At 49.8% G+C, this 15,169-nt stretch carries 9 protein-coding genes; 5 read left to right on the top strand and 4 right to left on the bottom strand.

The window, feature by feature from the left end:
• The 4 genes from M2133_RS01740 to M2133_RS01725 all read left to right on the top strand — a co-directional run bounded on the left by M2133_RS01740 (position 1) and on the right by M2133_RS01725 (position 3,637).
• Positions 1–1,284, top strand: a complete 1,284-nt coding sequence (locus M2133_RS01740) for a PQQ-binding-like beta-propeller repeat protein (RefSeq protein WP_277464235.1) — start codon at positions 1–3, stop codon at positions 1,282–1,284.
• A gap of 137 nt (positions 1,285–1,421) precedes the next feature.
• Positions 1,422–2,753: a PQQ-binding-like beta-propeller repeat protein gene (locus M2133_RS01735; protein WP_277464234.1), complete on the top strand. Its 1,332-nt coding sequence runs from the start codon at positions 1,422–1,424 to the stop codon at positions 2,751–2,753.
• Between the two features lie 12 nt (positions 2,754–2,765).
• Positions 2,766–2,996: a hypothetical protein gene (locus M2133_RS01730; RefSeq protein ID WP_277464233.1), complete on the top strand. Its 231-nt coding sequence runs from the start codon at positions 2,766–2,768 to the stop codon at positions 2,994–2,996.
• Positions 2,984–3,637 (top strand): hemolysin III family protein, encoded by a 654-nt coding sequence (locus M2133_RS01725; protein ID WP_277464232.1) that lies wholly within the window; start codon positions 2,984–2,986, stop codon positions 3,635–3,637. The genes M2133_RS01730 and M2133_RS01725 overlap by 13 nt, the downstream gene beginning before the upstream one ends.
• Here the strand turns inward: M2133_RS01725 and M2133_RS01720 are convergent, their stop codons facing one another.
• Positions 3,638–5,527 (bottom strand): TlpA disulfide reductase family protein, encoded by a 1,890-nt coding sequence (locus tag M2133_RS01720; protein WP_277464231.1) that lies wholly within the window; start codon positions 5,525–5,527, stop codon positions 3,638–3,640.
• Positions 5,528–5,655: 128 nt separating this feature from the next.
• Between M2133_RS01720 and M2133_RS01715 the strand changes: the two genes are divergently transcribed.
• Positions 5,656–6,540, top strand: coding sequence for an SMP-30/gluconolactonase/LRE family protein (locus M2133_RS01715; RefSeq protein WP_277464230.1), 885 nt, complete (start codon positions 5,656–5,658; stop codon positions 6,538–6,540).
• Positions 6,541–7,843: 1,303 nt separating this feature from the next.
• On the opposite strand, the gene M2133_RS01710 is transcribed toward M2133_RS01715, so the two are convergent.
• The 3 genes from M2133_RS01710 to M2133_RS01700 all read right to left on the bottom strand — a co-directional run bounded on the left by M2133_RS01710 (position 7,844) and on the right by M2133_RS01700 (position 15,167).
• On the bottom strand, positions 7,844–9,145 hold the full coding sequence (locus tag M2133_RS01710) for a type II toxin-antitoxin system HipA family toxin (RefSeq protein WP_277464229.1): 1,302 nt from the start codon (positions 9,143–9,145) through the stop codon (positions 7,844–7,846).
• A 1-nt stretch (position 9,146) separates the two neighbouring features.
• Positions 9,147–9,500, bottom strand: a complete 354-nt coding sequence (locus M2133_RS01705) for a helix-turn-helix transcriptional regulator (protein ID WP_277464228.1) — start codon at positions 9,498–9,500, stop codon at positions 9,147–9,149.
• An 81-nt stretch (positions 9,501–9,581) separates the two neighbouring features.
• Positions 9,582–15,167 (bottom strand): MG2 domain-containing protein, encoded by a 5,586-nt coding sequence (locus M2133_RS01700; protein ID WP_277464227.1) that lies wholly within the window; start codon positions 15,165–15,167, stop codon positions 9,582–9,584.
• Positions 15,168–15,169 lie beyond the last annotated feature (2 nt).

Here is a 15,169-nt window from a genome sequence, read left to right as displayed (position 1 = left end):
ATGATGATTTTTAAGTTCAAAGAGAAATGCGTTTACGCAAGCGTAGCCGTGGCTTCATTTCTGATGATCACGGAAGCAACAGCACAATCCCAATACGGCTGGCGAGGCCCTAACCGGGATGGTATCTATCCCGAGAGCGGATTGTTGAAAACCTGGCCTGCCGAAGGGCCGCAACTGGCATGGGAAACCGAGGATGCCGGCAAAGGCTATTCCAGCCCCGTGATTGTGGGCGATCGCCTGTACCTCACCGGCATGAATGAAGACGAAGACAAAGAGATCTTCTCGGCCTATACACTCGACGGAAAGAAGATCTACGAAGTAGTCTACGGCTCGCCCTGGAAAGACTCCTACCCCGAAACCCGCACCACCCCGGCGATCGTAGGCGATAAAGCCTATGTCATCAGCGGGAACGGTGAAGTCGTTTGCCTGCGTACCGCCAACGGCGATATCGTCTGGACAGTCGATGGGAACACCAGCTTCGGACGAAAGACCGGTACCTGGGGAACATCCGAATGCCCGTTGGTGTTCGATAACAAAGTGATCTTCTGCCCCGGGGGCGAGCAGACCGCGATGGTGGCCCTAAATGCCGAGACCGGCGAGACCGTTTGGAAAAGCCCTTCCTTGAACGATATCAGCAACTACGCCTCTCCCCTATTGATCACCCATAACGGCAAACGACAGATCGTCGCGTTGAGCGGCAAAGCGGTGATTGGTGTTGATCCCGATAATGGCCGCATCGCTTGGACCTTCGATGACTGGGGACAAAGCGCGACAGCACAGGGATGGGAAAAGATATCGCCCAATATGCCGCTGTATAAAGACGGCCGGATCTTTAGTTGTAACGGATACGATATGAACTCTTTTCTGTTGGAACTCAACGACGACGCCACGGCAGTCAAGCTGGTGTGGAGAAACGACGACCTCGACACCCATGTCGGTGGATTCGTCCTGGTCGACGGCACCATCTACGGCTCCAACTGGATCAATAACGGCCAGGGCAACTGGCTCGCCGTGGATTGGAAGACCGGCAAAACCCTATACGACACCGCTTGGGGTGGCGGAAAGAGCAAAGGCTCCATCATCGCTGCCGACGGTATGCTCTACTGCTACGACGAACGCCGGGGTGCCGTAGGCCTGGTGAACCCGACACCCGAGAAGTTCGATGTGGTCAGCGAATTCCGTATCACCAAAGGCGAAGGTCCCCACTGGGCACATCCCGTGGTTCACAACGGCATCCTCTATATCCGCCACGGCAACGCGCTGATGGCCTATAAAGTCAAATAATTATGGGATAGCTGCCGACAGATGCAGCCGGTTTCGCTTTCAGCCTTTGATTTTTCGCTTTCCTGCATATTTCGTCATCGGGAAAGAAAGAATTGAATAAATTGCATTCAACTTTCTATACGACAAACAAATAAAACATGAAAACAAAGGTTCTTTTTGCCGTAATCGGTCTGTTCTTTTTGGCTTCCTGTCCGGCTCTTAAAGCACAGGACTGGCCACAGTTCCTCGGTCCCGACCGGGATAGTAAATCCACACAACAGGGCTTGTTGAGAAATTGGCCGACAGAAGGCCCCGAAGTATTGTGGGCCGTAGAGGTCGGTATCGGTTATGGCGGCCCGGTAGTCAAGGACGGCAAGGTGTTCCTGCTCGACCGCGACGAGGAAGTGGGAGATATAATGCGGTGTTTTGATCTGCAAAGCGGCAAAGAACGCTGGAAGTACAGTTACGATGCTCCGGGAGACATTCCTTTTCCCGGCTCACGCAGTGTGCCCGTTGTCGATGATCGCCACGTCTATTCCTGTGGCCCTTATGGTGATCTGTATTGCTTTGATGTACAAACCGGACAGCCGGTATGGAAGAAAAACGTATGGACTGACTTCGGCGGTGAAAAGATCCCTATGTGGGCCATCTCGCAATGCCCGGTTCTCTATGGCGATCTGTTGATTGTGGCTTCGCAGGCTCCGGAAGCCGGGGTGGTGGCCTACAACAAACAGACCGGCGAGGTCGCGTGGAAAACACCCAACCTCGGCAATGTCAGCTATGTCAGTCCCAAAGTATTGAAGATACACGGGCAAGATCAGGTAGTATGGCTTAGTTCTTCGACCAATACTTTTCAAAACCGCGATGCGGAGATCACGATGGGTAAGGTCGTGGGATTAGATCCCCAAACAGGTAAACAACTGTGGCAGTACGCGAACTGGGATTGCCATATCTCCGTGCCTTGCCCGGTTGCCGCCGGCGATAATAAACTACTGATCACCGGCGGATATGAACGGGGAGCCACGATGATACAGGTAAACAAAAAAGCCGACGGCACATTCGATACCGCTGAACTCTTCACCACCTTGGAATTTGGCGACCAGACCAAACCGCCCCTCTTCCATAACGGTCATTTCTATGCGATGTACCGCACGAACCAGAAGCGCGATGGCCTGGTATGTATGGATACCGAAGGGAATATCAAATGGAAGACCGGGCGCAACCCGAATTTCGACCGGGGCAGTATGATCCTGGCCGACGGTCTCTTATTAGCCACCGACGGATTGAAGAGCCTTTACCTGATCGAACCGGACCCGACGGCTTTCAAACAAATAGCGAAAGCGGATGTATTGACCGAAGGCGGTGCCGGTATTGAAGGCATGGCACGCATGGGTGGCGGCACGCAGAACTGGGCGCCTATCGCATTGGCCGATGGTAAACTCTTAGTGCGCGACCAGGCCAAGATGGTTTGTGTCAAAGTGGTTAAGTAATCCGAAAGATAGATGAATAAGAAAGAATTGAAACAGCGTACGGTAGCCTATTTTCCTTCGGCTGCGATCCTGACCATCAGTGCACTCGACGGAACCGGTATCGACGAATGGCTGAAAGAGGCTACCTCCAACCCGGACGCCCGCAACCGACCCATCGGTTTACGGAAGTGGTATAAAATATTTGCAAATTCTCAAAAGCCTGCTTACCTTGTCCGAAATTTCAAAAAAGGGTGGGAAGGATAAGAACATATTCACAACGAGAGGAACTCTTCAACAGCCTATCGCATGCCGCAGGTATTGCGTTGGGGCTGGTGGCGGCGTATATCCTTTTATCCAAAGCTTATCAGAGCCAGGACGGCTGGAAGATCTACAGTGTATGGGTGTATCTTTTCGGGATGCTGTCGTGCTACATCATCTCGACATCCTATCATGCCTGCAAAGCCGGAAAAAAGAAATGGCTATTACAGAAGTTCGACCATGCCTCCATCTACCTGCATATCGCCGGAACCTATACGCCGTTTACGCTGGTCACGCTCCGAAACGAGGCCTTATGGGGCTGGTCGTTATTCGCCTTCGTCTGGCTAAGCGCGATAGCCGGCATAGTGATTAGCTTCAAGAAGCAGAATGGACATAGCTACATCGAAACAGCCTGTTACGTTCTTATGGGCTGTTCCATCATCGTCGCTTTCAAGCCCTTGATCGATGTGTTAAGCCATACCGGAGAAATGGATGCGCTCTACCGGCTCATTGCCGGTGGCGCCTCCTACATTACGGGTGCTTTGTTTTATTCGTTTGCCCATAAGGAATATATGCATACCGTTTTCCACTTCTTCGTACTCGGAGGAAGTATATTCCACATCCTGGCGATCTATGTGATCCTTTGATTACCAGACTTTCGATAATTCTTCTTTGATCTTGTCATTTCCCGGATAACCGGTCGCTTCAAAGACTTTATTCCCGTTCTTATCGAAGATCATATACGTGGGAATTCCCTGAATATCATATTTATCTGATAACGTCTGCCATTGATCTCCTTTCAGATAATAGTGCAGACCGCCGATCTCCGGCAGCATGGTTGTCCATTTGCCTTGCGGCGAAGAGGTATTGGTAATATAAATAGAGACCACTCCTTTCTCTGCCATTTCCGGTTTAAACGGTTTGATGGTCTTCATCGCATTCAGACAGGGTCCGCACCAGGTAGCCCAGAAGTCGACAAAGACCACTTTGCCTTTGTATTCCGCGATAATGGCATCCAGGAGCTTGTCGCCGGCAACCTCCGGTGTCGCCTGAATCGTGAAACCGCCCTGGCTCAGGGCCGCTTCATATTGTTTCTTTACCGTTTCGGCAAGGTGTTTATACATCTGCGTGAAATAAGGTGAAGAGGCCGACGCCAACGCGCTTTCCATCTCCGGTTTGAGTGGTTCCCGGTTGATCGCCTGTGTCATCGCCGGAATACTTTTACGCAGGTCTTGCAACAGCCCGTTTTCAGAGCCGGTCAGCTCGTTCAATACCGTTTCCGAAGAAACCTTTGTCGCCAAGGCTGAACCGGCATAAGGGAATGCGGTCGAATAGATCCAGTTCCGATCATTCAGACCAATCTCTTTCAACAGAAGCAATTCTTTATCGGTCAACGCCGGTATTTTGAAATCAATCGGTTCATTATAATCGATCTTGTTCTTTCTGCGGTACAGGCTCTCATAGACCAAGGGCATATTCAATGCCGTATTGACCAGGCTACTTTTAAGTTCTTCGGCCAGGAACTGTTTGATTGGCGTGGAGAAGGCGGACTGATCGATCTCATTCCTTTTCTCTTTGTAGAGCGCGATCAACGCTTTGATAAAGTCGGCGGCATTCAGGTTCAGTAAGGCATAATTCTCCCTGACATTGATCTCATAGTCGCGCAATTGACCGGCCACCGTAAGCAATTGATTGTTCACGTCAGCATAGTGTCCCCGGTATCCGGCATAGACAATCTCCGGTTGCGGATGATAACGGGAGCTCTTTCGGGCATAAGCCTTCAGGTCGAAATAAACTTCCGCCTCTTCACCGGGTTCGAGCAACAGAATCTCAAAGCTCTGACCGACCATCAGAAAAGCCGGCGAGGTAGTGTACTGATCGATCTCAAACACATATTTCCCATCCGCTTCTTTCTTTCCGTCGACCTCATTGCGTTGACGGCTAAAAGGATCGGTAATAGACAACCGGGAACTGGGTTCGTAACCTTCGACTAATCCGGTAACGAAAAGGCTTACTTTGGTCTTTCCCATCTTCAATTCAGGCGTTTCCAGCTTTGTCGTCCGGTCGGGTTCGGCTTGAAGAATATCCTGCGGCAGGTCAGGCCGATACGCTCCCGCTTTCCCGGTCAGGTCGATATCCCAGATCTTGAAACAATCGGCACAGTCCGACTCGATAAAATCGATAGACTTCGTATTCTTCGGTATGGGAGGAAAGAACAGTTTGAAATGATCTTCTCCGGTATCCGGCATCCAATGCTCGGCATGCAACACGATGCCCTCGGCGCCCTGCACCGTATAATTCTTTCCATTCGCCCGGATATAGGTTGCCGAATCGATGCGTATCCAATTGTTCGGATAGAAATAGGCATCCACATAAAGGATAGTCGCCGAATCGGTCAGTTCAACCTTGTCGATCTCCAGCGTAGTATTGTTTTGAAAGCCGTAAACCGGACGTTCAATCACCCGGTCTGCCCGGTTCTGGCATTGAACGAAAAAGAAACTAAAGAAAAGAATAAGTAAATAGTGGAACTGTTTCATGGCCTGCATGGTTTTAAAAGATTATCAAAGCCGAAATATAAGCTTTTTCTTTACACATTTCGTTGTAAACACACAGAAATACAAAACATATCCTTATTTTTACCTCTTCATTTCAATTCAATCGGATTATGAATAAAACACTTTTCTTTTCTGTAGCGCTTATGAGTATCATGTCTTTATCTTCTTTTGCGCAATCTTCCCAAGGGGTTATCGCTCCCGGTGCCCAGATCGTCAGACTGGCCGAAGGTTTTAGCTTTACCGAAGGGCCGGCGGCCGATCACGAGGGCAATGTCTATTTCACCGACCAGCCCAATAACCGGATACATATCTGGACAACAGATGGCAAACTCAAGACATTCCTGCATAAAAGCGGACGGGCCAACGGGCTTTACTTCGACCGGCAAGGCAACCTGCTCTCCTGCTCGGATATGGAGAATGAGCTTTGGAGTATCGATAAAGACGGCAATCATACCGTATTGATCACCGACTACGAAGGGAAGAAACTCAATGGGCCTAACGACCTTTGGATCCATCCCGACGGCGGTATTTACTTTACCGACCCGCTGTACAAAAGAGATTACTGGACGCGCAACCCGGAGATGCAACAGGATGGCCAACATCTGTATTACCTGACGCCGGACCGCAAGCAGGTTATCCGCGTGGACGACAAATTGGTGCAACCCAATGGCATTATCGGTACGCCCGACGGCAAACGCTTGTATGTAGCCGATATCGCCGACCGCAAAACGTATGTCTATGATATCAAACGGGACGGTTCATTGGCAAACCGGAAGCTCTTCACCGCCATGGGCTCGGATGGTATGACGATCGATACAAAAGGCAATATCTACCTGACCGGCCGGGGCGTTACCGTCTTCAACCCCCAAGGCGAACAAATCGACCATATCCCCGTAGAAGCCGGCTGGACCGCCAACGTCTGCTTCGGTGGCAAAGACGGGAAAACGCTTTTCATCACCGCGTCGGAATACCTGTACGCTATCGAGATTAAATAATCAGCCCCTCCTCGTTCCACTTTTGTGACAAGCGAAGGACATGGGAAGGTTTTCTTCGGTAGTTAGTAGTTGGTAGTTGGTAGTTAGTAGGCGCGCAGCGGTAAATCGAAGAAAATTTGAAGATTTTCTTCGGTAGTTAGTAGTGGGTAGTTAGTAGTTGGTAGGCGCGAAGCGGTAAATAGAAGAAAATTTGAAGGTGCAGGATAATAGCAAGTGGACTATCTCGGCTCCCCTCCTTTTCAAAGGAGGGGGTGGACCGCTGCTTGCAGCGGTGGGGTGGTTAGATCTTTTAAGTGACTATTAATTAGCAATATAAGAATCTAACCACCTCCCGGCTCGTACCTCGCCGTACTCCTCCTTTTGGCTAAGGCCGATCTTCGATTCAAAGGAGGAGAGCCAAGATAGCAACAGTCGCAAATCCTCAATTATCAAAATAATTGAAGATCCGAAAGAACAAAAACCCCAAAAATCCCCTCCGAACAGAGTTTTTCGTTTTTTTACTTACATCATACAGGATTTTCTTTCGCCTCTGTATATCAATCATATAGTTATTTCAGATAATAAAAAAAGCAGTGAAAATCCTGTAAGTAACTTTTCGATACCTGTAGGAGAGCCCCATCAGTGATCGGTTTAACATTGTCGCCTGTCCCGGCTGTATGATGGTAGTAAAAAAATGAAAAACTATGTTCGGGATGATCGGTTTACCACTATCTAACGTTTGCATTTGTTAACATCCGGCTTCGACTACAAAAAATAGCTTCTTTCACTGAAAAGGCCGCCGGAGTTTTCCAAAAGGCCGGCAGGGTTTTGCAAAAGGCCGGCGGCCTTTTTCGGGAAGGTCTGACGTTTTTTTAAGTATGCCTTTACCTTTCACCCGAAACGCTGATCAACACAGGGATCTGGCGACCGGGTGAAAGGTGAAGACCGGACTAAAAACTTTTATGTGATAAACTACCGGTACTTTGCGCGCAAACTACTAATAGTTTGTCACCAAACTACCGGTACTTTGTGCGCAAACTACCGGTAGTTTGGGAAGGGAATATTAAGATCTCATTTTCAATGATTTAGGAGTTACGTCGAAGAAAATCGGAAGATTTACTTCAGAAGATAGAAGATAGAAGGCGTAGGGCGGGGAATGGAAGAGGATGTCCATCTGTTACCCCGGAAAACCTTCACTTGATCAACGGAACAACACAGAGAGTGATGATCCGCTGATTCCTCTAAAAAAGCCCCCTCTTCAACAAAGAGGGGGCTTTTTCAATAGGAGGAAGAATAGACTCTATCAAAACCACCAATAACCGAGCTATAAAGAGATAAGTGTCTTAGCGATTGCCTCTCTTTTCTCTTTCTCTACGCCTGCCTTAATCGCATAAGAAGTCCAAGAGCCGACTTTCTCATTGATTTCATCAATTATATCCTTTGACTTCTTGTTACGAATAGATTTTCCAATGATCATCAGATCCTCCCGTGTAATGTTTTCTCTTTTGCCATTGATACTTAGCGCATGCCGGCTAACCCATTCGCTACCGGGACGATAGGCGTGACAAACATCGTAAGCAGGAGCCAACTCCCAACGACCACCTTGTTTCAGCAGAAATGAAAAGTTCTTGGTATGGTCGTCACAATTACGCGCAATAACGTTGAACACCATCCGCCGAAACATCTGTTCAGCATCTGCATAAGTTAGTTTTAATTCCCGCATTGTCTGGAATAGTTGTTCATAACTATAACTGTTTATCCGGTTATAATCAAGATGTTTCATCGCACAGAAGGTTTGAGTATGATGTTTCGTATAATCGCCTTCCCTATCGAACCGCTTGGTCATAAAATGCGCGCGTCCGTTTTCTTCCAGTAAGCGACAAGATGTCATCTCTATTCCACAGTCAATCGCCATAAGATAATAGGCATATTCCACCCGTCCAAAACCATGCGTAGCACCCAGTTGGACCTCGCTCACTCCATCGAGTTTAATCAGCCAGTGTTCAAAGCCTTCAGGAGCACGCGTCTGTCCGGAACGGATCTCACCGGTCTTTTCATTATAGGCTATTACGGCCTTGGGGCGTGCTCCACCCGCAGAGGTCCCGATCCTCAGGATATCCCGTACGGCTTTTTCTTCATCCGCCTTCAGATTGGTAACAAACGCTTCTTTTCGGGAAAGCATCTTGCCCGCGATATCCACCAGGCTATCGACTTCTATGGAAAAGGTATTGACATTCTGTTTCAAAAGAGAAGGTTCAAACTCTAACGCTCCCATCCCTCTTTTGCCGATAAAGCATAACATTTCCACCGGATTCATGCTGTCGACCGGACGCCCTTGTTGTGCCAGCCACAAATTAATAAGTTCATTTCCATAGCGATCGGGCAGCATATCGGCAAGTAATCCGGGCAAGCCTTTAAAGGTATCATAAACAGAGTCTCTTTCTTTACGCAATTCAGGGAATGAATAGATCCTGGAATCTCCGGTCAGTGGCATTTTCAAAGGCGATAATTCCCATCCAAGCCTTTTAAAAGCAGACGTATATTCAAAAGAGGCTATTCCGTTTCTTTCATTCCAGGCAACAGCTCCCACTTCTTTATCCCATATTTTTATTATTGCCGTATTCATCTTACCAGTCAACCTCTTCGTTTATATCCGTTTCCTTTTTTCTTGGAAGAACCACCCGCTGCCTTTTCTTTTTTTCGGTTTGGGCAAGCAGAATAGGGCTTGGTTGCTGAATGAGGATGAACCCGTCAAAGGCCTGAAGCTGGTCCAACACACGTAACACCTGGATAAGAATAGTTACCGTCACTGCTTCACCTTTTTCTAACAAACTAAGTGTAGAACGACTTATTCCGGCCTCTTTTGCCAGTACCTCCTGGGTTTTGTTTTGTTGTATACGGTGATGCTTTACGAACTCCCCGATCTTTCGGGAAATACCGTCATCACTCAACCCACTCCAATTGTAGGATATATCATTCATAACAAACTATTTTAACGTACAACGCATGAAATACCATACAAATATAACAAAAACACTCAATGATCACACAATATCCATTCTTTATTGATATTCCACCACTACCCTGCCGGCTGTGGTGCGGGCCTGTGTTTCGGTGTCGTACATCGCTTCGCATTGGATGGCGGGCAAAGCGAAGGAGCCGGCATAGGTGGCTTGCAGGCGGATATCGAAGGTTTTTGAACTATTCCTTTCCAGATCGAAATAGGTCAATACACGGTCGTCGTGGATATCGCGGTAGGTATAGGTATGGGCTTCCGCATCCGGTTGCACCATGCGTTCATTGTAGATCTCCCATCCGGCAGGGATGATATGGGTCAGGGCGATATCGTTGTAGTCGGTAAAGGTATTTGTGTTGGCTACCGTTACCCGGGCGACCAGGTCGGTTCCCTGTTTCAGCCTGGAGATATCTAATGCCTGACCGTTCATATCCATATAACGGACGGTCAGGCGGAGGTTATGGGCGATCTCGGGCAGGTTGTCCTTTTCCAACTGGGTTCTTGTTACCAGATCGACATAAAGCGTTCCGGTTCCTTTATTCGAAACGGAGACTTTACCCTCTTTCGGCGACAGAGGCAGATCGGCTTGATAGACGGCGCGGGAGGATTTGACCACCGGCTGCTCTTTACCATTCAACGACCACGCCATATCGATTGCTCCGGAAAGCTTCTCCGCCAGCCGCCCCATGGCCATCAGGGCAAAGGCGGTCGACTGGGTACTGAAATAGGTTTCCCGCGACAGGTTCTTCGAGATCTTCTGTGCCTGGGTAAAGGCTTCGCGGTCACGGCCCATCAATACCAATGTTTCGAGGATCATCGCTTCGTCGCGGTCGGACGAACCGTAAACCGAATTGCCGGAAGAATAGGCTTTAATCGTTGTTTCGGAATTGAAGACCAACTCATTCGCCGGTGTGGTCTTTCCGTCCAGCGCGTAAGCGGCAGCCAAGCGCCAGCGGGCTTGCAGGGAGAGGTCTTTCATCTCTTTCATGCGGTTCATGGCTCCTTGCTCGGGGGCTCCGGCAAGCGCTAATGTATAAAGACGGTAGGCCTGTTGCAGGTCGGACTGCCAGTAGTGCCAGTCGGACTCACGGCTCAAGGGTGTCCAGTGCTGCGCCGCCCGTTTCTGATAGGCTTTCCATTTGTTCAGGACGTAAGCGCTTACCTCGTATCCTTTCTCTTGTGCCATCACCAGGAAGCTGCCGGCGTAAGAGGTGATCCATTCATTCACTTCGGGATTGCCGGGCCAGTACACAAAGCCACCGTTGGGCAACTGCCGTCCGTAGAGGTTGCGGATCGCTTCTTGCACGTTCTGTTTGATCATCTGTTGCTCCTGCTCCGTCACCGCTTTGAATTGCGAGACGAATAACAAAGGCAAGGCGCAGGAAGTCAACTGTTCCGTACAAGAGTGTGCGTAGTTGTAGAGGAAATCGAAACGGCGGCTGATATCGACCGACGGGATACGCGCGACTTCCAGTTTCACCCAACTATCGCTTACGTTCCCACTGACTGTGTAGGCAAGATCGGCCGTTTGTCCGGGTTCGAGCCCTTTACTTTCGTACCGGGTGACTACCGGGTTGGGGTTGCGCACATCGATCTCAACGGTTTCATACGTCGTATGTCCGTTTCCGGTCGCTTTGATCTTTATCGTTTCTTTTTGCGTGATCCTGCCGGCTTTCAATTGGAAATAGAGCATTTGATCGCCCGGTTCGGTGAAGGTGACGGCTTGTTTGTTTTCGCCGTCTATCCGCAGGTTGTCCGAAGTTTCCACTGTGACCGTCACATTCTTCACTTCATTCTCCATAGCGAATACATTGACGGGCACCCGGATCTCTTCGCCGATACTGATCACACGGGGCAATGTGGATAACAGCATCAATGGCGTACGTACCGGAGTGGTTTTCTCCGCCTGACCGTAAGCACCCTCTTGCCCGGCGATCACCATCGTCCGCACCGAACCGACATACATCGGCAGCGTGATCGCATGGGTCTCGGTCTTGCCGGGAGACAGGTAATACGGTCCGTAGAACTTCACCACGGGACGGAACCGGTTTGCCTTACTGTCCTGCCCTTTCAGCATCTCATCGCCTCCGATACTGAACAGGGAACTGTAACTGCCCGTATAGGCGCCGATCACCTGATCGAACATATCCCAGGTACGGATACCCAAGGCTTCGCGGGCATAGAACTCCGACCAGGGATCGGGTGTCTTAAAGTTAGTCAGATCCAATAAGCCGTCGTCGACGATCGCCAGGGTATAGGTCATTCCTTTGCCGTTCTTCTCGCTGACGGCTACTTTAAATTCGGTTTCGGGACGTAAGACATCCGGCATTTTGATCTGCGGTTCCAGGCGGGAATCTTTATTGTGGATAAACACCGGAACAACGCCATACATCCGCACCGGCAGTTCGTTGGCCGTTTGCGCGTGGGGTTGTAACAGGCTGATATGAACATAGATATTAGGTGCCATCTCCGGAGTTACTTTAAACTGATAGCGGATATCTTCTTTACCTTTTATCGCTACCCATTCGCGCTGCATCACCGTCGAGCCGTTCTCCAAAGCGACAAGGGCGCGACCGCCTTCAGCGGCTCCCGGAATGATAACCGTCACGTTCTCTCCTACTTCGTACGACTCTTTATCGACCGAGAAGGTCAGCATCGTTATGCCACTCGGATCGGTTTTGTCGGAACGGCCACGCCAGTCGGGCCAGTCGATATAGACGGTTCCGCCCGTCGCGTGTCCGCTTTCCGGATCTTTCACATATACCAGGTAACGGCCCCAGGAGGGATAATTCACCCGGAAACTAAATTGCCCCTTGCCGTTTGTGGTGGAGAGGGTTCCTTTAGCGACGGGGGTATACGAACTGTTATGGATATAAGAAGCAAACGACTCATCGCGGTTTTCCCACCACCAGCTCCAGCCAATCCGGTAGATCTTGTATTCGAGGTTCTTCCGGTTCACCGGCTGACCGTCCGCGTCGACCGTGACCACATCAAACCGGTGGTCGATATCCGTTTCGATATACTTATTCTTCGGTTGATTCAGATTGATGCCCACATAAGAAGAGAAAGGAGAGAAAGGAACTGTCAGTGTATGGATACTGGCATCGCCTCCCGGTTCGTAGACGCGGGTCGTAATGGCCGCGCGCAATATACCCGGCGCGTTCTGCGACTCGGGCGCTTTGAGGTTGAACCGGACATTTCCCTGTCCGTCTAACGTTCCGTCGAATACTTCCGTTTTACTTGCGGTAAACTCCGTTGCCGGATTGGTAAAGAGGAATGAGTTGTAGTTGGGGAATGGCGCGTTTGTCTTCGACAGGGTCATTTCCACCTTGGCTTTCAGGTTACCCGCTTTAGCGCCGGTCAACCATTCCGAATGGAGTTCAACCGGGATCTGTTTCTTTGAAGCATCAATGTAAGTGCCTTCTATTTTCGGGTTTATTTTCAATCGGTTAGGCTTGATCGTTTCGATACGAAATGCTTTGTGAAACGAAGCGCCTCCCACCTTTACATAACCATTCCATAAGCCGGTCGGATCATTCGCGCCGGTGGGTACCTGGAAGGTATAAAAACCGTTTATACCTTTCGTTGAGATCATCTTCTTATAAAACTGTCCCTGAGGGTTATAGAGTTCAAAAGAGACCGGATGCGTATCGGGTATCTGCTTATTCCGATCTTCCATCACAAAGGTTATATGCAGGGTATCTCCCGGACGCCATACGCCCCTCTCCCCGTAAACGAATCCTTTCAGTCCTTTCTGAATTTCTTTTCCTCCGGTATCGAAACGGCTGACGGATTTCTCTTCGCCGTCGGGTACTTTCAGGTAGGTTTTCTGTTTCCCTTGCGAGGCGATCACGATAAACGGTTTGTTGCGGGGTTCGATCTCCAGGAAACCATTCAGGTCGGTCTTGCCGCTGCCGACGGGTTGTAACTGGAAGTTGTAGACCGTCACATCCGCCTGCGCCACCGGCTGGGTGTCGAGGATATGGGTTACGGTAATCCACATCTTGTTGTTCTTGTTCTGTTTGACGATAAGCCCCAGGTTGCTCGCCAAGACATTGATTGCGATCCCCCGGCTGTTGTAGGCATAATAAGAGGGGTGACAAGGGTTATCGGTCTCATCCCAATCGAACGTACGCCAATCCATATCGCTGTAGAACGCGTCGTAGTAGGCATTCGGTTGATCCCAAACGGCGTTTTCCTCTTCATCCGGCGCGCCACTGGCCAAGCGGGTTAATCCCTCTGTTGCGGAAGCGGTTGTATTCTCCTCACTGCCTTCCAAACAGGAATAGGTCGAATAAGCCGCACGCATGGAAAGCTCTACCCGGTAGATCGCTCCCGGCTCCTGCCGGATCAGTTTGGAAAGATCGATGGTATAGGTATCCCATTGGCTCAGGTCTTTGTCGGTATCCGTATCCAGGCGCAGGGTTTGTTTGTAGACCACACGCCCCGAACGGCGCAGTTCGTTGGTTCCCGACAGGGAATTATTCTGCAGGAACATCAGTACATTATCCTCGAATATACGAAGAACCCGCACATCGACTGCTTTGAGATTGACCGCCCGGAAGGGGATGATCAGGTTCTTTGAGTCGGGGATAATGGTTCCGGAGCTGAGGATCTCGATCGCCGGTTTATGATTCTGCTTACTGAAAGCGATCCGTCCCTCTTCTTGCATCTGCTCGCCGAGGTAACTCTTTATGCCTTTATCGATCGCAACAGTCAGATCGCCGGAGAGGGTATAGGGTTCGAAATAAACATTTACCTTATCGTCGATAATCTGAAATACCGGGGATGAAAGACCTACGATGGAGATCAGCCCCGTCAGGTCCTGCGACTCCTGCAGAGGTTCCGAGAAAGAAAGCTGGATGCCGTTCTCCGGTTCCGTAATCCGCCGTCCGGTCAGGAACCGGAACGAGTGCATGGCCGGGATACGAATCGTTTCTTCCGCTTTTTTGGTCATTCCGGCTTTTTCACCGTTTACCGTCAAAGTCAATATGAGATCTTCTTCGCTCCGCCGGATACCGGAGATCGTAAAGGCGTAATGATCGGATTTCTCCTGAGGTTCGAGGGCTACGGTTAAGGATTGTTTATCACTGCTTTTCACGGCAAACATCTTTTCCACCTCTTGCCGTTCCATCACATCACTCAGGCGGATCACGCCTTGATAAGAGGCCTGGTCGGGGGTGTTCGGTGAGATATCGATCCCCTGCAGATCAAGTATAAAACTACGTTCCATCACCCGGAAAGAGAATTCGAATTTCTCCAGTCCTTTCGGCACAGACGCATAGTCGCTCAAGGGGAAACTCACCCGGTAGGTCTGTCCGGATTTCAACGCTCGCTCTTCCGGCACAAACTCCAGGGTCTTATTGTCACGCCAGTAGGTCTTGCCTTTCAACGCGGGAGTGAAACGGAACGGATTGCCTCCCACCTCCGCATTGAGATCGACCATCTCCAGCGGTTGCGCCAGTTGCACCATCACCGAGGCGGTCTGCGAGATCACACCGCCGGTATAGGCACTGACATAAGGAGTGTACTCCCCCGAAGGGATTATTTCTTCCGGCTTGTGTTGCTTACACGATAAGAAAAACAAAACCAACAGCAAAAACGGCAGTAAAGATCTGGAGACAGCTTTCATGA

The organism is Parabacteroides sp. PF5-6, from assembly GCF_029504695.1.
GTDB lineage: Bacteria > Bacteroidota > Bacteroidia > Bacteroidales > Tannerellaceae > QVMG01.
This window is presented reverse-complemented; position numbering and strand designations above follow the sequence as displayed.

Coding starts and splice junctions, on each gene's coding strand:
- M2133_RS01710 (WP_277464229.1), bottom strand. CDS start 9,145: ATGAATACGGCAATAATAAAAATATGGGATAAAGAAGTGGGAGCTGTT.
- M2133_RS01735 (WP_277464234.1), top strand. CDS start 1,422: ATGAAAACAAAGGTTCTTTTTGCCGTAATCGGTCTGTTCTTTTTGGCT.
- M2133_RS01705 (WP_277464228.1), bottom strand. CDS start 9,500: ATGAATGATATATCCTACAATTGGAGTGGGTTGAGTGATGACGGTATT.
- M2133_RS01720 (WP_277464231.1), bottom strand. CDS start 5,527: ATGAAACAGTTCCACTATTTACTTATTCTTTTCTTTAGTTTCTTTTTC.
- M2133_RS01700 (WP_277464227.1), bottom strand. CDS start 15,167: ATGAAAGCTGTCTCCAGATCTTTACTGCCGTTTTTGCTGTTGGTTTTG.
- M2133_RS01730 (WP_277464233.1), top strand. CDS start 2,766: ATGAATAAGAAAGAATTGAAACAGCGTACGGTAGCCTATTTTCCTTCG.
- M2133_RS01715 (WP_277464230.1), top strand. CDS start 5,656: ATGAATAAAACACTTTTCTTTTCTGTAGCGCTTATGAGTATCATGTCT.
- M2133_RS01740 (WP_277464235.1), top strand. CDS start 1: ATGATGATTTTTAAGTTCAAAGAGAAATGCGTTTACGCAAGCGTAGCC.